This window comes from Candidatus Baltobacteraceae bacterium (assembly GCA_036489885.1).
In the GTDB taxonomy this organism is placed as follows: domain Bacteria; phylum Vulcanimicrobiota; class Vulcanimicrobiia; order Vulcanimicrobiales; family Vulcanimicrobiaceae; genus JAFAMS01.
This window is the reverse complement of sequence record DASXEW010000003.1, coordinates 885,335-910,008: the sequence shown is the minus strand read 5'-3', so window position 1 is coordinate 910,008 and position 24,674 is coordinate 885,335. Positions and strand designations below refer to the sequence as shown.

The 24,674-nt window shown below is 57.8% G+C and carries 24 protein-coding genes; 8 read left to right on the top strand and 16 right to left on the bottom strand.

Annotated elements, in window-relative coordinates; genetic code table 11:
- Positions 1 to 57 precede the first annotated feature (57 nt).
- A complete protein-coding gene (locus tag VGG22_10295; protein HEY1728753.1) occupies positions 58 to 996 on the bottom strand; it encodes an NAD-dependent epimerase/dehydratase family protein in 939 nt (312 codons plus the stop codon).
- 61 nt (positions 997 to 1,057) lie between these two features.
- Between VGG22_10295 and VGG22_10290 the strand changes: the two genes are divergently transcribed.
- On the top strand, positions 1,058 to 2,458 hold the full coding sequence (locus tag VGG22_10290) for a ComEC/Rec2 family competence protein (GenBank protein ID HEY1728752.1): 1,401 nt from the start codon (positions 1,058 to 1,060) through the stop codon (positions 2,456 to 2,458).
- On the opposite strand, the gene VGG22_10285 is transcribed toward VGG22_10290, so the two are convergent.
- Both VGG22_10285 and VGG22_10280 read right to left on the bottom strand, forming a co-directional pair.
- Positions 2,439 to 2,846 (bottom strand): hypothetical protein, encoded by a 408-nt coding sequence (locus tag VGG22_10285; protein HEY1728751.1) that lies wholly within the window; start codon positions 2,844 to 2,846, stop codon positions 2,439 to 2,441. The two genes, VGG22_10290 and VGG22_10285, sit on opposite strands and share 20 nt — an antisense overlap.
- Positions 2,847 to 2,870: 24 nt before the next feature.
- The gene (locus VGG22_10280) at positions 2,871 to 5,018 is read right to left on the bottom strand and encodes a hypothetical protein (protein HEY1728750.1); all 2,148 of its coding nucleotides are present in this window, start codon (positions 5,016 to 5,018) and stop codon (positions 2,871 to 2,873) included.
- A gap of 104 nt (positions 5,019 to 5,122) precedes the next feature.
- Between VGG22_10280 and VGG22_10275 the strand changes: the two genes are divergently transcribed.
- The 4 genes from VGG22_10275 to VGG22_10260 all read left to right on the top strand — a co-directional run bounded on the left by VGG22_10275 (position 5,123) and on the right by VGG22_10260 (position 8,795).
- On the top strand, positions 5,123 to 5,506 hold the full coding sequence (locus tag VGG22_10275) for a BlaI/MecI/CopY family transcriptional regulator (protein ID HEY1728749.1): 384 nt from the start codon (positions 5,123 to 5,125) through the stop codon (positions 5,504 to 5,506).
- Positions 5,506 to 7,623 carry a pentapeptide repeat-containing protein gene (locus VGG22_10270; protein HEY1728748.1) on the top strand — a complete coding sequence of 706 codons (2,118 nt, stop codon included), beginning with the start codon at positions 5,506 to 5,508 and terminating at the stop codon, positions 7,621 to 7,623. The genes VGG22_10275 and VGG22_10270 overlap by 1 nt, the downstream gene beginning before the upstream one ends.
- 105 nt (positions 7,624 to 7,728) lie before the next feature.
- Positions 7,729 to 8,403 (top strand): HAD family acid phosphatase, encoded by a 675-nt coding sequence (locus tag VGG22_10265; protein HEY1728747.1) that lies wholly within the window; start codon positions 7,729 to 7,731, stop codon positions 8,401 to 8,403.
- Positions 8,400 to 8,795 (top strand): PaaI family thioesterase, encoded by a 396-nt coding sequence (locus VGG22_10260; protein HEY1728746.1) that lies wholly within the window; start codon positions 8,400 to 8,402, stop codon positions 8,793 to 8,795. The genes VGG22_10265 and VGG22_10260 overlap by 4 nt, the downstream gene beginning before the upstream one ends.
- A 136-nt stretch (positions 8,796 to 8,931) precedes the next feature.
- On the opposite strand, the gene VGG22_10255 is transcribed toward VGG22_10260, so the two are convergent.
- The 9 genes from VGG22_10255 to VGG22_10215 form a co-directional block, all read right to left on the bottom strand.
- A complete protein-coding gene (locus VGG22_10255) occupies positions 8,932 to 10,287 on the bottom strand; it encodes an OFA family MFS transporter (GenBank protein HEY1728745.1) in 1,356 nt (451 codons plus the stop codon).
- An 81-nt stretch (positions 10,288 to 10,368) separates the two neighbouring features.
- Entirely contained in the window at positions 10,369 to 10,872 is a 504-nt protein-coding gene (gene msrA / locus VGG22_10250; protein HEY1728744.1) for a peptide-methionine (S)-S-oxide reductase MsrA, read from the bottom strand.
- A gap of 23 nt (positions 10,873 to 10,895) precedes the next feature.
- On the bottom strand, positions 10,896 to 11,249 hold the full coding sequence (locus VGG22_10245) for a RidA family protein (GenBank protein ID HEY1728743.1): 354 nt from the start codon (positions 11,247 to 11,249) through the stop codon (positions 10,896 to 10,898).
- A complete protein-coding gene (locus VGG22_10240) occupies positions 11,246 to 11,980 on the bottom strand; it encodes a dienelactone hydrolase family protein (GenBank protein HEY1728742.1) in 735 nt (244 codons plus the stop codon). The genes VGG22_10245 and VGG22_10240 overlap by 4 nt, the downstream gene beginning before the upstream one ends.
- 8 nt (positions 11,981 to 11,988) lie before the next feature.
- Positions 11,989 to 12,429, bottom strand: coding sequence for a GNAT family N-acetyltransferase (locus VGG22_10235; GenBank protein HEY1728741.1), 441 nt, complete (start codon positions 12,427 to 12,429; stop codon positions 11,989 to 11,991).
- Positions 12,375 to 12,710, bottom strand: coding sequence for a hypothetical protein (locus tag VGG22_10230; GenBank protein ID HEY1728740.1), 336 nt, complete (start codon positions 12,708 to 12,710; stop codon positions 12,375 to 12,377). Before VGG22_10230 ends, VGG22_10235 begins: the two co-directional genes overlap by 55 nt.
- A gap of 90 nt (positions 12,711 to 12,800) precedes the next feature.
- Entirely contained in the window at positions 12,801 to 13,865 is a 1,065-nt protein-coding gene (locus tag VGG22_10225; GenBank protein ID HEY1728739.1) for an alpha/beta hydrolase, read from the bottom strand.
- Positions 13,866 to 15,443, bottom strand: coding sequence for a peptide ABC transporter substrate-binding protein (locus tag VGG22_10220; protein ID HEY1728738.1), 1,578 nt, complete (start codon positions 15,441 to 15,443; stop codon positions 13,866 to 13,868).
- A 1,393-nt stretch (positions 15,444 to 16,836) separates the two neighbouring features.
- The gene (locus VGG22_10215) at positions 16,837 to 17,310 is read right to left on the bottom strand and encodes a hypothetical protein (GenBank protein ID HEY1728737.1); all 474 of its coding nucleotides are present in this window, start codon (positions 17,308 to 17,310) and stop codon (positions 16,837 to 16,839) included.
- Positions 17,311 to 17,430: 120 nt separating this feature from the next.
- Here VGG22_10215 and VGG22_10210 point away from each other — a divergent pair, with 120 nt between their 5' ends.
- Positions 17,431 to 17,898, top strand: a complete 468-nt coding sequence (locus VGG22_10210) for an MBL fold metallo-hydrolase (GenBank protein HEY1728736.1) — start codon at positions 17,431 to 17,433, stop codon at positions 17,896 to 17,898.
- Between the two features lie 280 nt (positions 17,899 to 18,178).
- A complete protein-coding gene (locus VGG22_10205) occupies positions 18,179 to 19,345 on the top strand; it encodes a hypothetical protein (GenBank protein HEY1728735.1) in 1,167 nt (388 codons plus the stop codon).
- 179 nt (positions 19,346 to 19,524) lie between these two features.
- On the opposite strand, the gene VGG22_10200 is transcribed toward VGG22_10205, so the two are convergent.
- The 3 genes from VGG22_10200 to VGG22_10190 form a co-directional block, all read right to left on the bottom strand.
- Positions 19,525 to 20,466 (bottom strand): hypothetical protein, encoded by a 942-nt coding sequence (locus tag VGG22_10200; protein HEY1728734.1) that lies wholly within the window; start codon positions 20,464 to 20,466, stop codon positions 19,525 to 19,527.
- A complete protein-coding gene (locus VGG22_10195) occupies positions 20,463 to 21,293 on the bottom strand; it encodes a hypothetical protein (GenBank protein ID HEY1728733.1) in 831 nt (276 codons plus the stop codon). The genes VGG22_10200 and VGG22_10195 overlap by 4 nt, the downstream gene beginning before the upstream one ends.
- A 637-nt stretch (positions 21,294 to 21,930) precedes the next feature.
- Entirely contained in the window at positions 21,931 to 22,386 is a 456-nt protein-coding gene (locus VGG22_10190) for a hypothetical protein (GenBank protein ID HEY1728732.1), read from the bottom strand.
- A 638-nt stretch (positions 22,387 to 23,024) separates the two neighbouring features.
- On the opposite strand from VGG22_10190, the gene VGG22_10185 reads away from it, so the two are divergent.
- On the top strand, positions 23,025 to 23,327 hold the full coding sequence (locus VGG22_10185; GenBank protein ID HEY1728731.1) for an MBL fold metallo-hydrolase: 303 nt from the start codon (positions 23,025 to 23,027) through the stop codon (positions 23,325 to 23,327).
- Positions 23,328 to 23,374: 47 nt separating this feature from the next.
- Here VGG22_10185 and VGG22_10180 read toward each other — a convergent pair whose 3' ends face one another.
- Positions 23,375 to 24,667 carry an MFS transporter gene (locus VGG22_10180; GenBank protein HEY1728730.1) on the bottom strand — a complete coding sequence of 431 codons (1,293 nt, stop codon included), beginning with the start codon at positions 24,665 to 24,667 and terminating at the stop codon, positions 23,375 to 23,377.
- Between the last annotated feature and the right edge of the window lie 7 nt (positions 24,668 to 24,674).

Here is a 24,674-nt window from a genome sequence, read left to right as displayed (position 1 = left end):
GCGAAGCGCCAGTCGAGCTGCGAGCGATCGAACGCCGCAGCCGCCTTTACGGCGCGGCTAAACCCGGGCGGTTGAACGTTCGCGGAAGTAGTCGTACGTCATCCGCATGCCGTCGAGCAGTGCGACGTGCGGCTCCCACTCGAGCTCACGCTTCGCGAGCGCATACGAGAATTGCGCATCGCGTACGTCGCCCTGACGCTTCTCGGCACGTTCGACCGGAGCTCGAAAGCCCGAGATCTCGACGAGCGCGTCGTAAATTTGATTGACGCTCGTACGTTTGCCGGTGCCGATTGTATAAGCGCCGCCGGATCCGCGTTCGAGCGCCAGCACATTGCAACGTGCGATATCGCCGACATAGACGTAGTCGCGTGTTTGCTCGCCGTCCCAGTCGATCCGTACACCGGTTTTCGTGAGAAACTTCCCCGCAAAGATCGCGATCACGCCGGCCTCGCCGTTGGGATCCTGGCGCGGGCCGTAGACGTTCGCGTAGCGCAGCGCCGTGAAATCCAGGCCGCGCTCGTTCCTGTAGAACCGCAGATAATGCTCGCCGACCATCTTCGTAATGCCATAGGGCGACTCCGGAAGCTGCGGCGTGGACTCATCCATCGGTAGCTTCTCCGGGGTTCCATACGTTGCGCCGCTCGACGCATAGATCACCTTACGCGCCCCCGCGCGAACCGACGCGTCGAGAACGTTGAGCAAGCCGATCACGTTGACTTGCGCATCGTACTTCGGATCGCGCGAACCGATCGCGACTGAGTGCTGCGCGGCATGATGGCACACGATCTCGGGCTTAAAGTCGAGAAACACGCGCTGTATTTCATCGTCGCGAATGTCCAGGTGAACGAATCCGACGCGCGCGGGAATATTCTCACGGCGGCCGCCGCCATGCGACCACAAGCTATCGATCACGACGACTTCGTGTCCGAGCTCGAGATAACGGTCGACGATGTGCGAGCCGATGAACCCGGCGCCGCCGGTGACGATGATACGCACCGCCGCGCTTTCCGCCGCCGCCGCCCCCTTTCCTCGGCTGGGCGCGTCGCGAACGAGCCGCATGCGCGCGCCACTCGTGATTCCGGCACTTCTCGTCCTCGATGCGATCGTCGTTGCGCGCGACTGCTCGTTCACGCCTGTGTTGGTGCTTGCGTTGCTCGCCGCGCTCGCATTGGCGTGCAAGTCACGTGCGCACTGGGTCACAGCGTGCGCAATTGCCTGCGGACTGGTGCTCGGTACATATCGCGGTGCACCGTCGCAGCTCGATCACGAGATCGAACACACGCGCCTGAGCGGTGTCGTTGTTTCCGACGTCCTCTCGCAACCTTGGGGCGATTCGCTCGAGGTGCGCTCTTCCGGCCGTCTACGCTACGCGCTTAGCGTGCACGAGCACGTTATGCCCGGCGAGCACGTCATTGCGGCCGGCCGTCTGGAGCCATTCGATGTGCCTCGCAATCCCGGCGAACCGTCTTCACGTGATTTTGCGCGCGAACGCGGGCTCTCAGCGCGGCTCGTCGACGCACACGTCGTGGCGCGCGCACCGCCAAGTAACGACATCGAATCGCTGCCGGCACGTCTGCGCGCGTATGCCGGAAGCTCGTTGCATCGTTTTCTCGGCGAGCCCGACGCGACGATTCTCGCTGGGATGCTATACGGCGCGCGCGGTGCGCTCCCGCCCGAACTGCGCGTCGAATTTCAAGACACCGGAACCGTCCATGTGCTCGTCACCGCGGGCTTGCACTTGGGCGTCGTCGCTGCGCTCGTCGCATTTGTCTTCTCGCGTGCCGGCCTGGGGCGCGTCGCAGCGTCTCTGAGCGCGATCCCGCTCGTGTGGATGTACGCGACGCTCAGCGGCGGTCATGTTCCATCGCTGCGCGCCGCGGTGATGGTCACCGTCGCGCTCGTCGCGCGGGCTTGCGGCGAACGTGCGCTTTCCCTCAACACCCTCGCGGTCGCCGCAATTGCGGTAGCCGCAATCTGGCCGGCCTGGGTCGGCGGCGCATCGTTCGCGCTGTCGTTCTCGTGCGTGACCGCAATCGTGCTCTTCGCAGAACCAATCGCTGCCTGGCTCGAGCATGTACGCATCCCCGGAATTTTTCGTGAACCGCTCGCGCTCACGTTCGCGACACAGCTCGGTGTCTGGCCGCTGACGGCGTCGACGTTTCTGGTTATCGCGCCCTATGCGCCGCTCGCAAATCTTTTCGTCGTGCCGGTCGTCGGCGTCGCGATGCTGGGCGGAATCGCACTCATTGCAGTGACGCCCTTACCTGGACTTGCCGCCCTCGTCGCGCGTATCGAAAGCTGGCCACTCGCATGGATTGAAAGCACCGTCCATCTCACCGCGCACTTGCCGTTTGCGCACGTGATCGCAACGCCGCCGCCGGCGTGGACCCTTGCCGTCTACGATCTCGCGATGATCGCGGTAGGAGCACTCGTGCGCGCTAGCGCGTTACGACGATGAAGGCCAGGCCGATCGCGACGGCATCTTCGAGGATGGCCGCAGGAAGTGCGCCGATGGCTGCGATGCCGGCGATACGCGCGGCATGTCCACCGTAGGTTCCGAGCAAGGCGCCTACGATGCCGGCGATAATGCCGAGAATCGAGTTCCCACTGTGGGCGCTCGTGATGAGCCAGCCGGCAACGGCCCCGCTCACGACGCGAAAGGCGACACCGGGAGGCGATGTACGCGATGGAATCCACGGCATCGTGTCGACGACATATTCAGCGAGCGCGCAAACGCCGAGTACGTATCCCCACATGCTGCCGCGTGCCAAAAAGATCGCTGCGAGCGACGTAAACGTACGAAGCCCGGAAACGAACCCGATCGCAACAGCCAATAAGAGGTCCATTAGGATAGCCTTCAGACCGTCGCATCACGTTCCTTTCTGACTTCCGGCATAGAAGATGACTTTGAAGATCGCCTGCGGCACCGTGAGGAGCGTGTTCGGATCACCGTACGCAAGATAAAATTCTTCGTTCTTCAAGCGCAGATGATACGCGATCGAGACGTTCGAGCAGCGGCCCATGCAGTTACCGCCACCATTTGGCTGCGGCGGATTTCCGATTACCTGACGCAAACCGACCGCAAACGACGAGTTCCTATTGACTTGGTACGAGTACGACAAGCTATCGAACCATTCAACATTGTCGGGCGTACCGTGTGGCATCCACTGCGCCGTATTGTCGGCCACAAGCGTCAAGGAACCGCGATCGCCGACCCGGATCGTCGAGTTACGCGTCCACGTGTCGAGGCGGCCGATCCCGTAGCGACCCGTGACATATGAAACCAGAGTCGGCGTCGCCGAAGCTCCGTGCGCCGGAAAGTTTCCCATGTTGTTCTGCAACCCGCTGTGATATGTGAGCTGAAAGCCCGCGCCTTGTGAGATCGGCGTCATAGTCGGCCCGAAGCGCCAGTAGTCTGATCCTGAGTAGAGCTGCAGATCCCACGCGCTCTTCGTCAAGAGATCGAACTCGAACTGATTGTCCGTTTGCGCAAGGCCGAACTGTGGGCCTTGATATCGATCGACGTAGCCCATGACGCCCATCGACTGCAGCACGTCGCTCGGAGCGAACAACCACACTTTTGCACTGTAAAGAGCCCACCCCGCAATCCCCGGATGCGAATTGAATCCATCGACTGGATTGAATTCGTCGCCGACTTTGCGCATCGAACCGAAGAACGCGAAATCTTGATTGATCCAGCCACCGCCTGCCTCGAGCCAAGTACCGCGGCTGGGCGAAGGCACGTTAGTCCCCGTATCGGTGCCGTAGTTGACGTAACCGCTGAGGTACTTGAGGCTCGAATATTGGATGCCCATCTGGTTCGCATCGTCGACGATCCCGGGGATGTCCGCTGTGACATGCTCGAAGGATCCTGACCAGTGCGTGTCCGGTGACGTGTAGTCAAGCGCCGTTGCAGCATCGGTTCGGTTTGTTCCGATGGCGTCGAAGGCCGCAAGTCCAAAGTTGCCCTGTTTTCCTTCAAATGCGTAGCCTTGCGACGGCGTCGGAATGGCGGGCGTATACAGGATAGTGCGGTACCCGCTGCAGACGTCGCAATTGAACTGCCCGTAATATTGTGCGGCTTGTGTGAAAAACGGCCGCACTTCGCTATAGATGCGTTGGTAGACAGTGGGAGAAATCGACTGCTGATCGAGCTCGACGTTCGAGTAGTCCGGATGCCACGTTGCAAAGAACGCCGCCGTCGACGAGATCGGAAGCGACGCGTCCGCGCCGATGCGCGACGTCGAACCGCCTGCGCTGCGCGCTGCATCTGCGGCGAGCGCATACGGCGCAAGGCGGGGTTTAGGCCGCGCCGCTTCAACCGTGACCGTCGGGATCGTTATCGTCCCGGCGCGAGACGCGTCGTCGGCTTGCGTTTGCTGCGCATCATACGACCAGACGTATTCGGCTCCGGTCGAGCGGACGTAACGAATGAATTGCGCCCGCCACGCGCCGGCGTGCAAACCGTGGATGACGCTCAGCGGAATGGCCATCGTTACCGTGTAGCCACCGTCGTGCATCGCACCGCGCGATTCCCAATGTGGAGCGAACGCAGTGTTTTCCGATGAAGCTTCGTTGTGCGAACCGCCCGGGTTCGATTCGAACTGATATTGAAATCCGGCGGGTCCGGTCGGCCAAAGATCGACCCAAACCGCGTCGTCGTTGCTCCACGACAACGTCCCGTTGTTGCCGTTGCTGCCACCGGTGATGACATCGTCGCTGTGCTGCGACACGACGATTGGTCCGCTTTGCTTCGCATCGAAGCGTAAGTAGAGAAACTTTCCGTCGGTCGCCACGCGCACATTCGTCTTCTCGCTTGCCGGCCGCGCGTGAACGACATCCCAAGTCAACGGAAGATCCGGCCCGTCGGCCCAAGTCGATAGTTGTGCCGTCGGATCGAGGGACGGAGGATCGCCCGGGAGTTTAGGAACGTCAAGTGCGAGCGGCGCGCCTGCGGCTCGGCCCGCGAGCAAAGCCGCGAACGCGAGCGTGGACAAGATTAGGGGCAAGCGACGCATGCAGGGTTCTCCTAAAGAATTAAGAGAAGGCTACACAACGGCGGGCTTGTTGTCAACTAATATATTAGTTGACATGCACGGGCCCGGCTGCTAGAGTGAGGTCCATGCCTCGAAAGCAATCGCCCACGCTGACCGACGCCGAGCTTCGCGTGATGGAGGTGCTGTGGCGCCTCGTCCGCGGGACGGTGTCCGAAATCTCCGAGGCTATGCCGCCGCCGGCCCTGGCCTACAATACCGTGCTCACGACACTGCGGATCCTCGAGCAGAAGGGACATGTCGGGCACGAGCAATCCGGACGGGCCTACATCTATAGGCCGGTGACCGCCAGGGACGCGGCCGAGCAGTCCGCGATCAAATCGGTCGTTTCGAAGTTTTTTGGAAACAATGCGAGCGCTCTCGCGCTACGTGTGATCGAGAATGAGCGCCTGTCCGAAGACGAGCTGCAGCGTTTGCGCTCGCTTATCGAGCGCTATGACGAGGAATCGTGATGGCTAACCTGATGCTGAACGACGCCGCACGCGTCGTCCTTGCTGTGCTTCTCAACAGCCTTTGGCAGGGAGCGTTGATTGGGCTCGTCGCTTGGGGAGTTCTGCGTATCTTCTCGCGCGCGAATGCCGCAACGCGTTATGCTATTTGGGCGCTGGCGCTCGTCGCGATGTTCGTCATTCCGATCTTTACGAGCCTGCCGCGCGTCAGCGTCGAAGCCGCACCCGCCCATACTGCTTGGATGCCTTCCATTCCGGCGTCGTCGCAGTTGCAGGCGCCTGCACCTCAATCGCCGGTTTCGCACCACAACACGGTACGCGCCGCCCGCTTCCCGTTCAATCTGTCGGCACCGCAAGTCAAGATTCCGACGGCGTTTGCGCTGGCCGTTTTCGTCGTGTGGGCACTTGCCGCGCTGGTCGTGCTCGGCCGCTTGATCTTTGCGATCGTCTCGCTCGAGAAACTCAAGAGCGATTCATTACCGCTCGACGTCGCATATCGCGATCAAATGCCCGAATGGACCTCGGCGATCAAAGGTTTTCGTGACGTGCGCATCTGCGTCTCCGATGCGATCGAAGTGCCGGTCGCGGTCGGCTTGTTCGATGCGATGATTCTCTTGCCTCGAGGCCTCGTTGCGTCGCTCGACCCCAAAGAGATCGATCAGATTGCACTGCACGAACTCGGCCATCTGCGCCGCAACGACGATTGGACGAATGCGCTCCAGCGCGTCGCGTGCAGCCTCATGTTTTTCAATCCGGCTGCGTGGTTCGTCTCGCGCCAACTCGACCTCGAGCGTGAGGTCGCGTGCGACGACTACGTCCTCCGAACGACCGGAGCGGCGCGCTCCTACGCGTTCTGCCTCACGCGTATCGCCGAGGTCACTTCGTGGCCGCAGCGTGGAGTCGCCGCTCCCGGCGTTTTCATCACTCGCCGCAACATCTCGATTCGTATCGAACGCTTGTTGCGCACCGGCCGCACGATCGGTTCGTCGATTGCGCCCGAGATCGCGGCGACCGTCGCGGTGGCGCTGGTGCTGGTGTCGGTATTGTTGCGCACGATGACTCCGAGCGTCGCCTATACGCTTCCCGCTACCAAAGACAAAGACGACATCGCGAATCCGCTCATCGTCAAGGTTATTCAACAGCCGGCTTGGGACACACACGAGAAAGCGACGCAGAAGGTGAAGGCGACCGTAACCGACGCTCAAGCCGCGCATCTCCAAAAGGTCAAGCCCGAAGCTCCCGCTATGCCGACGTTGCCAAAAGTCGCGCCGATGCCGCACCTGCAAAAGGTCGCGCAGCTCGAGCCGATGCCCGATGTGAAAAAGATCGAGCAAGATGCGGGCAAGGCAGCCGCGGATGCCGAGGCGTCCGGCATGGACATCGGCACGGCGATCGGTGCGAGCGTGGCCGCTGCCGTCACCAAGGCAGTCGGCGCGACCACGATGGACGACGTGTGCACCGGATGTGACTACAGCGAAAGTGATCTGCACAATCACGATTTCGCGCGCAAACATCTCAACGGCGCGAATTTCGAGGGTACGAATCTTCGCGGCGCCGTCTTCGATCGCGCCCAGCTAACCGGAGCGAACTTCGAAGGCGCAGACCTGCGGGATGCATCCTTCACGCATGCTAATCTGCTCGGCTGTAATCTCGACGGCGCCCGTCTCGCCGGCGCGCACTTCGAGAATGCGCGGTTGACCGGCTGCAATGTCAACGCACAGGATCTCTCGCCGCAACAGGCCCGCGAATTCTTGATCTCGTGCACGGGCTGTAACTTCGACGACGTCGATCTGCACGGCATGGATCTGCGCAACCTGCACATCAAGGGAGCCAATCTCGACGGCGCCGATCTCCGTGGCGCGGATCTTTCGGGATCTACCTTCATGGGCGTCAATTTCGATGGCGCGCGCCTCGACGGCGCCAAGCTCGACGGCGCGAAATTCTATGGTTGCAACTTCAACGGAGTCGACTTCAAAAACGTCGACGTCTCGAAAGCGACCTTCTTCGGATCGTCGAGACGCGACGTTCATTTGCACAGCTTCTTGCAGAGCCCGACGGGACACGGACGGGCTCGCGTCCGCGTCTCTCGCTGCGATGCCGAGGACTACGCGCCCGCGTAAGCCTTTCGGAGCGCGTTCAGGTCGAGTTTCTTCATCTCAAACATGGCTTGCATCGCCCGCTGCGCGCCCTGGAGGCTCATATGCCCGAAGCGCAAAGATGCGCGCATGCGCTCCTTTGCCCTCACCATCCTTACCGCCATGCTGCTTATTCCCTCAGCAGCACGCGCGGACGTTCCATCGTTCACCGTCGACCGCGGGATTCCGAATCTCGACACCGTCGAGACCCGAATCATCAAATACTACGATTCCGGCGAGTACGCCGCCGACACCACGACTATTACGGCGCGCTTGCAATCGTACGTCAACGCGCGACTCAAGCAGAGCCTGCGAAAACCGGCGGTCGTTTTCGACATCGACGATACCGCGCTAGTCTCGTATCCGTATGAACGTAAAATGGATTTCACCTACGATTCGAAGTCGTGGCGAACGTGGGAAAGCGAAAACAAGTTTCCGCCGATCCGAGCGACGTTGCAACTCGTGCGACGGCTGATGCAAGAGCACGTTGCAGTCTTCTTCGTCACGGGTCGCCGTCAACCGGAAACGGCGTTGACGAAACGTGAGCTTGCGGAGGCGGGATATCCGACACCAGCCGGCTTCTACCTTCGGCCGGCTTCCGATCACGCAAAGTCCGTGATTCCGTTCAAATCGGGCGCCCGCGCCGCAATAGCAGCACGCGGCTACACAATCCTCGCAAGCATCGGCGATCAATGGAGCGACTTGCGCGGCGGACATGCGGAGCGGCTCTACAAGCTCCCAAACCCGATGTACTTTATCCCGTGACATTACTCGAGAAAGTCAGGGACCGCAAACTTCCATTCGTTCAAGTTCTCGGCATCGAGTTCTTGATCGCAGAATCGGAAAAGCTTGTCGCGAAAATGATCGTGCGTCCCGAGTTCATCGGGGCCAACGATCGCATTCACGGCGGCGTGCTCATGGCGTTTGCCGATACCATCGGCGGATTCGCGACCTTCATAAATCTACCTGAAGGCTCGAACGGCACCACGACAATGGAAAGCAAGACGAACTTCATCAGGCCGACAAAGACCGGCGCTACCCTTATCGCGACCGCAACGCCCTTACACAAAGGCCGGCGAACGCAAGTGTGGACGACGCGAATTGAGGACGACGGCCGCCTCGTGGCCGTCGTCACTCAAACGCAGATTATTCTGTGACCCTCGTTTACTTGAACAGTTTCGAGGCGTTGTTCAAGGTGTCCAAAACGCCCAGTGCGAGCGGGATTCCCACCCATAGCCAGGCGAGGACGAGCATGAGACTGTTGCTGTTTTCTGATTTTTCCATGATCGCTCCCTAAACCGTCGCCGTTTGCGTCTGCACGTAGTAACGTTCGTTCAACGCCTTTATCGCCAAATTGCAGACGAGACCGACGACGAGCAAGATCGCCATCAAGTACATGGTGATCGAGTACGCATCCGCTTTCGCGACGCCGTGCGTGATCTGGTATTCGCGAATGTAATTCACGGCAACCGGACCCGCGACACCGGCGGCTGACCACGCGGTCAGAAGCACGCCGTGAATCGCGCCGACGTTAACCGTTCCAAAGAGATCGCGCAAATATGCGGGGACCGTCGCGAATCCCCCGCCGTACATGCTGATGATCACGAGGAATGCGATAACGAAGAGCACGACGCTGCCCATGTGACCGAACGTCGGCACGAGCACGTACAAGATCGCTCCCAAGACGAAGAAGATCACATACGTCATCTTGCGGCCGATGAAATCCGAAATTGAGGCCCAGAATATTCGGCCAGCCATGTTGAAGATGCTCATCAGTCCGACGAAACCTGCGGCTGCGACCGCAGTGACGCCGAACATCTCTTGAATCATCAGTGAGGCCTGACCCAGCACACCGATACCGGCCGTAACGTTGAGAAACAGAACGGCCCACAAGAGGTAGAACTGCGGCGTTTTGAGCGCTTGGTCGAGAAGCACATTCTGGGTCGTGATCATGCGCTTCGCTTCGACCGGAGCGACATAACCCGCTGGCTTCCATCCTTCCGCGGGTACGCGAACGATCATCGAGCCGACGAACATCCAGATGAAATAGAGAACGCCCAGCGCGATCATCGTCTGCGAGACGCCCGTGCCGGTCGCATCCGCGAAGCGCTTCATGAGAAATACGGAAAGCGGTGCGCCGATCAGCGCGCCGCCGCCGAAACCCATGATCGCCGTTCCCGTAGCAAGACCGGGACGATCCGGAAACCACTTGATCAGCGTCGATACCGGTGAGATGTAGGCGATTCCGAGGCCGATCCCGCCGATTACGCCATAGCCGAGATATACGAGCGGCAACACGTGAAGATTGACGCCGATTCCTGAGACGATGAGCCCACCGCAGAAAAACAATGCAGAGACGAACATTGCCATGCGCGGGCCGACGCGTTCGACCCACTTGCCGCCGAATGCGGATGCCAATCCGAGACAAAGGATTGCGAGGCTAAATATCCATCCAAGCTGTGGGACGGTCCAGTCAATGCCCGGCTTGGGAGCCGTTACGCCGATCGCCTGTGCCATCGGTTTCGTGAAGACGCTGAACGCGTACGCTTCACCGATGCAGAGATGTATACAGAGTGCCGCCGGCGGTACAAGCCAACGACTGAACCCCGGTTTCGCAATAGAATGCGAGCGGTCAAAGAAAGCTGCCACTTGGTCCCCCCTTAGTTAGAGTAGGACTGCGGCGTCTTGTGCTACTTTCCTCGCAGATTCCTAAAAAGCGAGGTCAGACTTCTAGGCTTTGGCACGCTGTGCCAGCTTCCAGCCCGGGCGGATGAAATGACAGGTGTAGCCGTTGGGGTAGGTCTGGAGGTAGTCCTGATGCTCGGGTTCGGCTTCCCAAAACGGGCCGGCTGGGGCAACTTCGGTGACGACTTTGCCCGGCCAGAGCCCGGAGGCGTTGACGTCGGCGATCGCTTCTTCCGCCACGCGCTTCTGTTCATCGCTCGTGTAGTAGACCGCTGAACGATAACTCGTGCCTCGATCGTTGCCTTGACGATTGAGCGTCGTCGGGTCGTGGATCTGGAAAAAGAACTCCAAAATCTGGCGATAGCTCAGCTTACTCGGATCGAAAACGACCTCCAGCGCTTCCGCGTGCGTTCCGTGATTGCGATACGTCGCGTTCGGAACGTCGCCGCCGGAATACCCGACGCGGGTGGAGATAACGCCTGGGTAGCTGCGAAGGAGCTCTTGCATCCCCCAGAAGCAGCCACCGGCAAGAATTGCGGTTTCACTCATGGCGCCACTTACAACAACTTTCGCTAAACTTTAGTTGCCGCGATGACGCTGATCTCGACCCCAAATTCCGGCCGGGCCAACTTCGCTTCGACCGTCGCGCGCGCCGGTGTATTTTTCGGATCGACCCATGCGTCCCATACGCCGTTCATCTGATTGAACGTCGCAATATCGCGCAAGTAGATCGTCGCGGAAAGCAGATGCGATTTGTCCGTTCCGACCTCGGCGAGGATCGCATCGATCTTCGCAAGCACTTGGCGCGTTTGTCCGGCGACGTCTTCGTTCGCATCGTCGGGAACTTGACCGGCAAGATAGATCGTGTATCCGTGGCGCACGGCTTTGCTCATGCGCGCACCGAGGCCGATGCGAGTGATACTCATGCTGCAAGCTTCGCTTTCAAGAGTTCGGTAAGTGAGGTCCAGTGACGGTCTTCGCCCGCTTTGTCATACACCGGGAGGTCGCGGAATACCCAGCCGTGCTTGTTGGGATAGGTTTCGATCTTGTGGTCGACGCGTGCGTCCGTCAACGCCTTCTCGAGCAGCGCCTTCTGCTCGTCCGTGAACGATTGATCTTCGATTGCGCCGGCGACGTAGACGCGCGCCTTCATCTTTGGCGCGAGTAAATGTGGACTCGTCGGGCTATCGGTTGCCAGCCGCCCACCGTGATAGGATGCGGCGGCAACGATTTCGTCGGGATACATCCCCGCAGCAGTGAGCGACATCAAACCGCCCAAACAGTAGCCGGTCGTGGCAATCGGACCCGGCTTCACGTCAGGTTGCGCGGCAATGTAGTCGATGAACGCGCGCGTATCCGACATGACTTTATCTTGGGTAGTAGGCCCAATGAATTTTTCCATCAACGTCTTGCGCTTGTCCGCATCGCTGAACACGGTGTGGTCCATCGGCTCGTAAGAGCCCGCACGGTAGAAGAGGTCGGGCAGCAAGACAAAATAGCCGTACGTCGCGAGCCGTTCCCCCAGCTCGAGCATCGCCGGCCGAATTCCCACGCCATCCATGAAAACGAGTACCGCGGGCCACGGCCCTTTGCCGCTCGGGCGAAAGACGTATGCGGGACACTTACCGTCGCGGGTTTTGATATCGACTTTATCCATAGACTCCCTTACGTGTGGTAGATATCTGGATCGTGAAGCTCCATGTAGCCTTCGGGACGTTTGAGAGCGGTAAATCCAAACTTACGGTATAAGCCGTGCGCATCGCGCGTCACGAGAATCCATCGGCGCAGATGTTGCAGCTCGGGATGATGCAGCACGCATTCCATCATCCATTTGGAAAGTCCGCGACCGCGATGCTCGGGCAAAACGAAGACGTCACCAACATACGCCATCGTGGCATAATCGGTGACGACCCGTGTGAATCCGATTTGCGCTTCGTCCCAGTAGAGTCCGAAACACAGTGAGTTTCGCAGCGATCGCTCGACGACGTCCCGCGGGATACCGGTTGCCCAGTATGATTCCTTAGACAGGTACGCGTGAACCGCGCCCGGGTCTAGCCGGGCTGGATCGGTCGAGATCGCGTAGCCGTCGCGGCTCCAGTTTTCCATCGTACGCCGCTTTTGTTGCGATGCGCGCCATATCCGCCGCCCGGATCCGGAACGTCGCCGCCGCCGCCGTCGTCGCCACCATCTCCGTCTCCGCCGTCATCCGAGCCGCCGGGATCGGTGTCTATTGGTGCCGGATCGGATACATCGAAGCCATCGAAGTCACCGCCTCCGCCGCCGCCACCACCATGACAGCCGGTCAGGACACTTCCCGTTACGGCAAAAGCTAAAAGCAAGGCTGCACGAACAAAGTCAGTCCGTCGCACCATCTCGAGTCTCCTCACAAATTACGAAACGCTGCTCGTCCGCTACACTACCGAACGAGCCTGTGTGCCAACTGTGAAGCCGATGAGAACGCGCTCAAGACGCTGTCGCTACGGCTGCGCGCGACGAACCTGGTCGACGACTTTCTCGATCGCGAAAATGACAGCGGCTGGATACTCGAACTGAATATCATGCCCCGAATGCGCGACGACGACGTCAGTGCCGGCTGTCGATGTCGCAGCAATCCGCTGGTGTGCGGCATGCATCTGCTTCCACATTTCGAGGTTTTGTTCAGCCGAAACCGGCGTGTCCGTGTCACCGAAACCGCCTTTTTCGCGAGTCAAAACCATGAGCGGCAGATTTCCATAGTTGCGCTGTTCGTTTTGCACTTCGGTGGAGCTTGCGCCGCGCATGGCCTCATACTCTGAAGCGGTTTCCTGCCAATAGGCGGCCGTACTTTGCTGGTTGTTTTGCAGCTCGTCGAACCTGCATATCGCGAAACCGTCGATATCGCATTGCTTGCGAAGTTCCGTTGCATCGAGGAGACCACACGCACCGAAGATCGTGGAGCCGGGGATGAGCTCGTGGGACGACGCCGCAGCCGAGCATTTGGAAAAGAAAGTCTCTTCCGTCGCCAAGGATTTCGCAAAGACGGGCGCTGACATTTCAAAATCTCGCGCTTGATGCGGATACACCGGATCGACGAGCACCATCCCGGCCACATCGTTCGGATAGCGATCGGCATAAAGGCGATCGTACAAACCCGCGACTGAATGTCCGACGACAACGTATGGCGGGGCGATCCCGGCGCGATGCAACAGCGCGTGAAGATCCGTGACGATCGCTGCGGCGTCACGCGGCGGAGGCGCCGGATCGCTGAATCCCATTCCTGCGCGATCGTAGGAGCAAACGCGTGTCGTTTTTGCAACCTGGAGTTGCACGAGACGCCACAAGGCCATCGTACCGCCAAGACCTGCGTCCAGCACGACCGTCGGCGACGACGTACCCGAACAATACAAGTTGAGCCGCCGGCCGCCGATATCGACCAATCGCTGTGCGCTCAAATACGGACCGGGATCGAAGGTGGCTAATTGGGCAGCATCCGCGCCAAGCGAGAGACCAATCACCGCGGCGACGAGCACGATGAAATCACGAGAACGACGTGTTACCCGCAACTAGATATCTAGCTCCAACGGGTCGCCCCAAAACGAGAACGAGCTAGGGTAATAGCCCGTCAAGCGATTGTCGAAGACGGAAACGTACTTGCGTTCGTAGATCGTGATCGCAGGAGCATCCTGATCGAGAAGCCGCTGCATCGCCGCGGCAGCTTGGCGGCGCACGCGCGGATCGTATGAATGCAGATACCGGTTATCGAGCGCGTCGACCTGATGATTGCAATAGCGATCCGAGTTGCCGCCGCGCGGCGGGATTGAGGCGCAGTCGAAATAGCCGTTGATGCTCGCGAAGATGGGGCCCGATGCGTTCGAATACAAGGCAGCGTCGAATCGCCCTCGCTGTATGATTCCGCCGCTCGTATATGGAGCAAAAAACTGCGGCGTCGACCACATGTGGATCGTGACGCCAACGCCGATTTTTGCCCAATCCTCTTTGAGGATCGAAGCGAGGATCTCGCTTGGCTGGTAGCCGGAGGGAATCGCGAGATCGATCGTCAGCGCCACGCCGTTTTTGTGGCGAAGGCCGTCGCCTCCGAGCTTCCACCCGGCAGCATCGAGCATGCGCGCAGCCGCGTCCGGGTCGAGTTTCGTAACGGAGATGTCGAGATAGTCGACCGAGGTTCGCGGGACAAGCGATTGCGTGAGTACGCCATTGCGATGGACGACCTTATCGAAGAGCGTGGCGCGATCGGTCGCGAGCCTTAGCGCGCGCCGCACGTGCGGATCGGACAATTGCGGTTTGGCGACGTTGAAAAAGATGCCTCCGACAAAATTGGTCAGCCATGTCGTCGACCGTTTTCCCGGCAGCGCCTTTGCGCGATCGAGTAATGGACCGTTGATCGCCGGCCACAACGAGATCTCGCCCGTCTGCAGCTGCGTCATGAGCGTATTTTGATCCGTGATGATCTTGTAGACGACGCGCTGCAGCTTTGGCCGGCCGCGCCAATAGTAGGGATTAGCCTCCATTACGACGCTGTCGCCGCGTTTATAGGCTGCGTAACGAAACGGCCCGATGCCGACGGGCAAGCTATTGTACGGCGCCTGGTTGATCTGCGTTCCCGGCCCGATGATATGCCGCGGCAATATGCACGACGAGCTCTGGGTCGAGAAATAATCCTCGATGAACGTTGCGTACGGTTCCTCGAGGTGAAAGAGCACCGTGTATTTGTTTGGTGCGCTTACCGATGTGATGCGGTCCCATGGATCTCTGATGTAGAGATTATTGCGATCGTCTTTCGCCACGGCGACCGTGAAGATGACGTCGTCTGCATCGAACGGATGCCCGTCGCTCCACTTCACGTTAGGACGGAGATGATACGTAATCGTCTTGCCGTCGTTGCTAATGCCGCCGTTCGTGCGAGTGGGGATCTCGGTAATCAGCTCGGGGATCGGATTCCCGTGCGCATCAAACCGAACGAATTGCGCCATCGTTAGCTCGGAGTAGAGCGGCGCGTTACCTTCCGTCGCAAGGAACGGATTCAGCGACGAGATGTCGCCGCCATCCGCGTACGTAAGGACGTGTGGCTGGTATGCGCCGAGTAGCGCCACGAACGCCGCCAGAATAGATAAACGTTTCATCGTGCTAATTCCCATACGGTACCATCGGACTTCTTGTCGAGGCCGGCATTGTTCCATTCAAGTTCGATTCCGTCCGATGAAGCGTCGGACAGCACCTATTCCGATATCGATCGCAACGTCCACAAACGAATGCAGACCGAAAACATTCCGATCGCTAACGCGCTCGCCACAATAAAGATAAGGCTCTCGTACAGTGGTCGCGACCAAGGCGTAAAGCCGCCATTTGCGCGATCAATCAGACCCACGTATGCAAACGAGATTCCCAGCATGGCATATGATGCGAACGATGCGTCAAGCAGCAAGCTCAAGCCGCTCGCAATGATGGTCAAAGGCGGAACGGCCACTAGGACGAGGACCAACCAGGTCAGGGCCCCATTTGGCGGCACGATCGCGAGCCACCATAGCATCAACAAGGGAACGAAAAGCGACCCGAGCCCTAATATGAAACTCTCCAGAAGCTTTATTATGGCGAGCTCGAGTCGTGTTACACACAGAGACAGTAATAACCTGACCATTCGTTTGCTGCGATCTCTCGCGATGATGATTGTCGGAACAGCGCTTACGCCGAAGATCGCGACGACGACAGCGACGAATGCCGCAGAAGTGGCGACGGATTGAGGGTTTGACACTACGGTCTCGATTGCCAAGAGTGAAACCACGTAGATCAAAAAACTCTTTGCATGAAGCCGCATATCGAGCCAGAGTAATCTTGCGAAGGTTCTAGGCATCGAACTCCCAGGGGAATTTGATCAGCGAGCACCTTCAGCCTATCCAAGGCCACGCGAGGTTAGGGTTATTAATTTGTGATCAGACCGAGATTGAAAGCCTTAGACAGCCCACGGGTGCGAAGAGCCTCAGCGACCTTGGGCTGGTAAAGAGCGTCTTGAGTAAGTCGACGGCAGTGATGCGATCGAGGCTACAAACGGCGTCCATGAAACAGCTCATCGGAGGAAAAGACCAAGGAACGCAAACGCAGTTATGATGGCGGAAGTTGTTATGGCCTCAGGCGCACTGATGAGGCGCCCCCAGTAGCACACGGCGAAAACTGCGACACCAAGAGCCCAAAGGGCCGCAGTTTGATTCCGACTTTGACCTCCCCAGTCGTCAAAACTCCCCTGCGAAAAGCCACACATCATCCCAAAGCAGTAGTAGAAGAGAATCACCCACGCAGCGCCGCCGAAGTAACGGAAGTACTCTGGCCAAACGCGCGTTCCAAGGAAAAAAGCACAATCAGCACCCCGAGCCATAGGGCTGCCGTAAGCCATTGTCTCGCGCTCATTCGATGTGTCACGCACTGCCTTTAAGCAACCCAAATGCCAAGGGTTGATGTACCGATCGGCCATGAGTACGCGTTGAGCAAGGAGGACGTCACTGTCCCTGCTCGTTCCGACAGTCACTCTAAAGCAGCAATTGGATCATCAACGTCCAACGCCGTCACTCCCCTACAGGTGACTCGATCGCGGAGCGACTCGAGAACGACTTGCGTAAACGAGCGAATATCCCGGAACACATCAACCGCTGGGCTAACCGAACGATTCCCGGCTATTGCGTCTTGAACTTCCTGTCCGAACTGCGGATTCCCGATATAGCTTAACAATTCGACGGCAAGGTCGGTGATCTCGTCGCTCTTGAGAATGACGCCGAGTTTTTGCCCAATTGGAGTAGACCGGTGCTGCGCACCTCGTTCGGATACATCATCAATTAACCAGGTTGCATCTAGGATCGAGACGGTAGATAGCCCATGCGTACGAAGAGTCTCAGCGACCTTGGGTTGGTCAAAAAGCGTCTTGAGTACGTCGACTGCAGTGAGGCGATATCGGCCAGAAACGGCCTCAAAGAAGTTGGAGATATCAGGCTCATACCCCACACACGGCTATACATTGGCGCTTGTCGCTGTCCCTCGAGACTCAACAACCGGGCACATGCTTCGCCCGGGTTGACAAGATGTCGACACTAGCCGTCTAGCCGATTGTCGCGATAGAGCGTTGTGTTACGACTCAAGCTTGGCATCGTCGTAATCGCGGCGGCGGCGTGTGCACTCGTGTTGCGGCCACCGAGAACGCCACGCAACGACTTGCGCATTACATTCATCGACGTCGGGCAAGCCGATGCGATTCTTATTCAAACGCCGCGCGGACACGCGATCATGATCGACACCGGTGGTCGACTCGAACAGAAGGAATCCGGCGACGGCGCGTCAGCAGCTGAATCTGTTGGCGAGAAAGTCGTCGTGCCGTTCTTGGTCCGCCAAGGCATCCATCACGTCGACGCGATCTTACTCACGCATCCTCATGGTGACCATAAAGCTTTTGATACGCACAACCAAATGAAATTTACTCCGTTCATACGCACCAGGCAAGAGCTCGCCCACCGATGGTTGACGAGCCTCTCCGCACTGGAGTTCATTGCTAGAAAAGAACGTCGGTATTCGTTCGCCACAACGAATTCGAATTGAAGACTGCCGGTGATTTCGGCCGCCGCAAGGATCTACAGGCGGTCGGAGCTTGACAGGTATGGTAACCTGATTTCCTTGCCTAAGAGCTGGGGGGCACTGGCGCGCCATCGCCGCCGGCGAGAATTCACACATGGACACCGCACCGCCCGATCCGTCGCTCCGTTTTCGCTACGACTACACGATCGGAGCCATATTAGGAAGCGCGCGAGCTAAGAAACACCTCAATGTCCTCGTCGCGCGAACGACACTCAATGAGGCAGACGCGACGCGTCTGGCCGACGTGCAGCTCGCGAAGTGGTACTGCGAAGACATCGCCGACGACATCGCGCTGCAAATCAATCTTATCATCCCGCAAAACGCTGATACCGTCCGCGATGTATTCGACCGCCTCGGCGTGGAGTACAAAAGGGCGGCGGCCCTTGACGAGACGGATGTGGTGAAGATTTCGGAGGAGGCGTTCGCGCACGATTGCGACCTTGTCATCGCCGCCGACTGCGGCGCTGTCGTGAACATTCTGAAAGACGAAGTTATGCTGGTCGCCGACGATGTCGAAACCGTACTTTACGCGACGGAAATCCACATGAGGGGCTTCGATGTGCCCTGGTCTTTCGTTAGTCCGATCAAGAATCAGCCGTGGACAATGTTCTATGTCCTTGGCGAATCAAACGGCCAACAACTATGGCAAGACATGAACGAGTCGGCACAGGCAAAACCAGAAGTGGCCGATGTAATGCGTTCGCTTGTCGTTGACTCGATTCCGAGCCTGTGCTTCAACCGAGACCGCATCGAATTCTATCGCCAGCAAGACCGCTGGGCGGAGCGAAACAATATGGAACGTCAAGACTTTCGTTTCGAGTACACGAACGCGCTCAATCTGTTCTACTTGACGCTTTACAGCGCCGTCGACCAGGTCGTCGCGCTTGTCGTTCACTTTTATACGTTACCGGTAGATGAAAGAGACCAAGGAGCGGGTTACGGCGCATTTATCAAGGCGCGCAAAACCGTGCCGGGACTGGACGAGGTATTCTCCGACGCGCAATTCGATGAGATGTACCGGATTCCACGCCTCATTCGTCACAAAGCTGCTCATCGCGGACCAATAACGCCGCAGACGCTCTACTTTAGCGACGACGAATATACCGACGAGCAACTAGATGCTGCTGCGGAGGAGAACGGATACTACGATGACCTTCACGTACTGGAGGCTCTCCCGTTCCCATTGCCCGACGTCATACGCTACCATATGATTTCGTTGGCGCGCCATAAGGCGAAGTTGAAGTTATTCGGGGACCCAGCGAAGCATCTCATTTATCTTGAAGACAAGACCGGTGCCTTCTACTACCACCCTGACCCGGCCGGAAATCTCGCCAACTTCTTTGCCTTCTTGGAGCGAGTCCTCGTACTCATTAAACCTTGGAACAAGATGAATCCGCAGCCGACGGCGTGACGGAACGGGCTGAGACCGGCGTGCGCACGGCGTGCTACGACACCACCCGACGCTTAGACGCTCCGCAACATTGCGAATGTTCTCGCTCAACCGATTGAAAAGCTCGTAAGAGACCGGCGGGCTGAACCATTGAAAGTTCGTCGATTGGTCACGCCTGCACAAGCGCGACGCGCGATTACTTACTGCTTCTTCTTTGACTCCGCCAAAATGGGCACCGTCTCCTGAAGCGGTGTAGTTTCAACTTTAACGATAATCCCGCGCTTGCTTAACGCCTCAAAAACATCAGTATGTGCCTGCTCCCGAGCCAGAGCTACGAGCTCTTTTTCGTCTCGCGGGAGAATCAATGTTTGGCCCACTTGCTCAAGGCGTTTCACATGCTCGACGTTGACATTATCAAGATTCGAAGCTGCAATAATGTTGATACAGGGCTTTTCTTCCTGCAGCACATGTTGCATCTCTACTGTTAGCGCGATCGCGCTGTCAGCGTGTTGCTTCTGCAGTTCCTCTTGCACGTTGAAATCTACAACTTGCCCGAGCGTAATCTGTCCGTTCGCCCATGCAAAGCCAAAATCGCGCGGTTTCTTTGAATAAGGAACTGGGATACGCACGTCTCGTGGAACCCGATTCGGGTCGATATCGTTTTCGTCGAATACGCGCCTAACGATCGTTCTGGCACGTTGACCGCGAGAATGTCGCCCAATTTGCTGCACTTTATGTGGCTCGACGAGGCGGGCAAACAGGGCATCAAACGTGTATGCGCTGTCGTCGCCATTTGCGACTTTCACCCATTGCGGTTCGTCGATAACAAAACCGGCGAAGCCCTCCTGGTTCAAGTACGTCAAGAACCCGGCCGACGGCCATCCGTCCGTGCGGACGTCCCCATTCTCATCGAGACTAGGGAAGGTTTTCGAAAAACGTTTCATGAGCGCTGACTCGAAGCTTTGCAATCGATCGATGATCGCACGTGGCAGCAACGAGCGCATGAGTGGGCTGGGCTCCGTGAACGAGCGGATATACAGCCTTCCACTATAGACACCGACAAGACCAACGTTGAACACCTCGCCCCTGAGGCTGTCAGGAACATATCGTAGCAAGGTGTAGTGCAACTTTTCGTCAGTCATAAGCCTAGTCTTGGAAACTTGTCACGATGCGTCCTAAGTATAGCAGGGAGCGCCTTCTGCCGGGATAGTACGAAGGAGCGAATCGCTTCGACATACCTGCCACTTGCCCAGCTCGCCGGGATCGACTGCATCACAGCATCGATTGTGCCCGACGGTATACCTTGAATCCGCTCGGCAACCTTCTCAAGACAAGTGAAGGAGACAACTCGGTCGGTCCAGCTCGCCTGGGGATGCAGCCACGCTGTCGTGTGATCGACCCAGCTCGCGAAATCAGAGCTGAATTTATCCAGCCTTTTCTCCGCCATCGCCTCCGGCAGGTCGCTTCCCAGCGCCTTATTGTGGTCGATCACGTACGCCCGCCAAATGGACTTCGCAGCGTTTTCTAAGCGCAGGAGCAAGTTGTCGTCGTGACGGTCGGGATTCAGCAGCCAGGCATCAAGACAGACTGCTTCATACACTATGCCACGCGCGTTTTCGGCTTCGTCAAATATTGGACCGGAGAGAGAGTACTCCAGCTTCTGATCGCCGGTTAGGTAATCCATCCCGAACCACGACTGCTCGTCAACCTTGACGATGCATGGATTAAGAACCGGGATTCCCGCGGCGCGCGCTAACAGCGCAGCTACCAGCTCATGCAGCGGGATAAGAGGAAGATCGGGAAGGGTGGTCTTGAAAACCCGATCTACTTCGTCTTCGGCGCAGTTTACTACGAAGAGCGCCTTCGAGCGCTTCGACGTTACAGCCAGCTGCCGAGGGTTTCCGCCGGCGGTAAAGGTCTGCACATACGCGAACTCGAGCTGACCATCTGATGGCTCATCGTGATTCACTGTGTTAGTCGAAACCGTTGCGCATAGCTTAGCGGGAAACCTATGCGTAGTGCGTTGCGATCAGCGTATTCATCCTTTTTCGCATATGTTCCAGTCGCTCTGCGTCGCCAGACCGTAGTGTACCGACCCAGTCTTCGACACTGAGTTTTATTGCATTATGAAAAGTCGTGCGATTCAAAAGGTATCCGTCGGCGCCTTTCTCGAGTATCGCCCGCTTTGGTATCGTCCTTTCTATGCGCCATCGGCTTCGTGTTTCAGCATCATGCATGAGACCGTTACGTACAAAGCATCGGAAGCCGTCGCACTCTTCACTGCTCCAATTAAAACGAGGCCCGCTTAGGATCTCCCGATACGCGAAAGCTCCCTCGCGACGTCGGACGGGGACGCCGTGAATGAAGCCCCACAACGATTCCAATATGATGCAGTCGAGCGCTACGATGGCGAACCCAGCACCATCCATCCCAAGAATCCGCTCAGCTGGATCGATCCATCGGCTTCGAATACGATCCCCAGCGATGTCAATTGCCTTCTCCCAATCAGGGCCCGAGGCGAGAGCAGCTTCCCAATCGGCTATAGTGTAGAGGTGCGAGATATTCAGTGGACGTCTTGGAGATGCCATTAGCGCTCTCGAGATGACTCAGTGAACGTTTACGACGACTGACGTTTTCGGAGGAAAGACCGTTGCCTTATCTGTCGTTCGCATGTAACGAAAGTTTATCGTCGTCGAGCCTGGATGTTCGAGTTTGAGAACGACGATATCCCCAGGAGTTGGCGGAATTTCGCCCCCAGCCAAAGCTTGCGGGAGGCGAATTCGAAACCCGATGCAGATGATCGATACGACGCCCTTGTCAAAGCCGTCCGCAGGACGCCAATGCAGGGAGTAATCGATTTGATTTCCGCCGCCCGGCGCTTTCAGCTCCATCATCACGTAACGTCCTGGACCGCTATTTATCGTCGTCCTCCGTGAGGCAATCGCTATCGGAATGTATGAACTGCTTTGCGCACTGGCGTCTATGGGAATCTCGCTCAGTATCCAGAGGCCGATTACCAGGAAGCCGCGCACTACCATGGGGCTAACTGAACGTCTGATCACGTGTTGCCGCCTCTCGGAGTCTTATGCGCCGGCGCGTCATTTGCAAGGCAACGCCCAGAACGATGATGCCAACTCCGATTGGCATCGAAATGAATCTGTACATATCAAGTAACGCGGAATCGTACGGCTCGTGAAATCGAAAGCTAAACATATGTACGATGGCGCCGGCTAGCAGCGTGATACCCGGCAGGATTGGGTTGAAGAACAGAGCCACAAGAATCATAACGAAACCTCCGCCTCTATCGCCAACCACGAAAAGGCGGACTGCAGATACCACCGCAGCCGCAAAGGCGCCTAAACACGACAGAGTGAGCGAGAAACCCAGACCTGCTGACATCGCTGCAAGCCCAGTAATTGAATCCAGGGCCGTAGCCACAACGTCGAATCGAAAACGGGGGCCGGACGGTGTCTTGATTGAGCTCGTCATATCGCGCTCCTCGGATGCAACTCGCTGCTCGCTACTTTAGCGGCAAAGATGCTCTACGGTGACATTTATTGTGGTCCCTCGACTTCGCTCGGGATGACAACGAATGTCGACACTACCTCAATAAAGAATCAAGCTGGTCGTCTAGCTGATTGTCGCGATAAGGGTTGGTGCGATTCAAGGTTCGCGTGCTGGCCGCTGCCACACTCTGCGTGTGCCCTCGTGCAGTGACCACCGAGGCCAGCTAGACAGTGCGCATCACATCATCGACGTCGGGCAAGCCGACGCGATCCTGATTCAAACGCCACACGGACATGCAATCATGATCGACACCGGCGGACGTCTCGAGGACAATGAGTCCGGCGACGTCGCGTCTGCAGCGGAATCAGTCGGCGAAAAGATTGTCGTGCCGTTTCTGATCCGGCAAGGCATCCATGACGTCGACGCAATTCTTTGGTCGCACCCTCATGGTGACCATAAAGACTTACATGCGCACAATATTGAAACGTCGGAATGAGCTGGCAACGCGTTCACGGATGAGGCGTGGAGTTTCCGAAAGGCATATCAAGGTTTATTCGCCGCCTGAGCTTCCGTTGGTCTTTGTAATGGATCACGGCTGCGCGTCCAACTTGGAAGAAACGGGATGAGGAGCACTGCTGGAAGAGTCGTGATGAGACCAATCCACAACACGGCGTGGAAGGCATATGTGAGAGTGTGGTGGTGAGGCGGCCCGAGCGCATCGTAGATGGCACTTCCGAGCCTTTCCGATACCGCTCCGGCTAGGATAATTACGCCAATCATCAGGCCGTACATTGCTGCCTCGACGGGAGGCCTGCATGCTCGCGCGGCAATTGTAAGAAGTGATAGGTTGTAGAGGGAACCGAAAAATCCACCGACCAGGCTCACGATGTATGCAGTCGGGACATCAACGAGCCAGAACCCCACGGTACACGCGAGACAATCGGTGATGAAGGCGATCCAAATGATCCACCACACCGCGATCCAACGCGAAACGGCGCCAAAGACGACGATACCGGCAACTACACCGATTGATGAGGGGATGCGGAGATTTCCAATCGTCTGCTTTGAGAGGTGGAGGACGTCGACGCTATAGTAAAACTGCGCCGTAGCCGAACCAGGCGTGAAGATGAGAAAGAAAATATACCCGATCAATATCCATAAAGTCGGCGACGAAACCGCGCCACGTATCGCGGCGACCGCTCTCCAGCGGCTTGCAATTTCCTCGGCAGAGTTCGTCCTTACTACTACGCGCCGCTCGTCGATGAGGTTTGTGATTGCGATACCAAGTATGGCGCAGAGTGCGGACGCGCCAAAGCAAAGTTGATTGGGCCAGTGCTGAGTGACGTAGCCGGAAAGGGGTCCGATGAACGTCAGACCCAGCACGAAACCGACACCTTGTTGGATCGATTGGAGTCGGCCGATGGTCCCCGTTTCATTTCCAACATGGACCATGACCGCGTCCATGATGACGTAGAAAAGATTTCCACCGGCTGCCGACACGAAAGCTGAGGCGATAACAAGCGGTGGTGAGTACGTCGCCGGTAGTGCAAGCATGGCCATTGAAATGGCCGAGAGAAGCCAGGACAGCATGTAGTAGCTGCGCCGGTGATATCCAAAGAGCGTGAAGATGTCGACGCCAGCGCCCACAAAGAGGCGGAGATAGGCGGGAATACCGACCAGCAGGCCCAGCGTCGAGACCTCGCTGGCGCTGTAGTGTAGTTCGTTCTTGTAGAGAAATGACAGCTTCTCGTCGCTAAAAGCGCCCGCAACTACATAGAGTGCAACAGAGAGCGTGATGAACCAAGCCGCTCTCGTAGCGACGGGCGAGTCTCGCATAACTAAC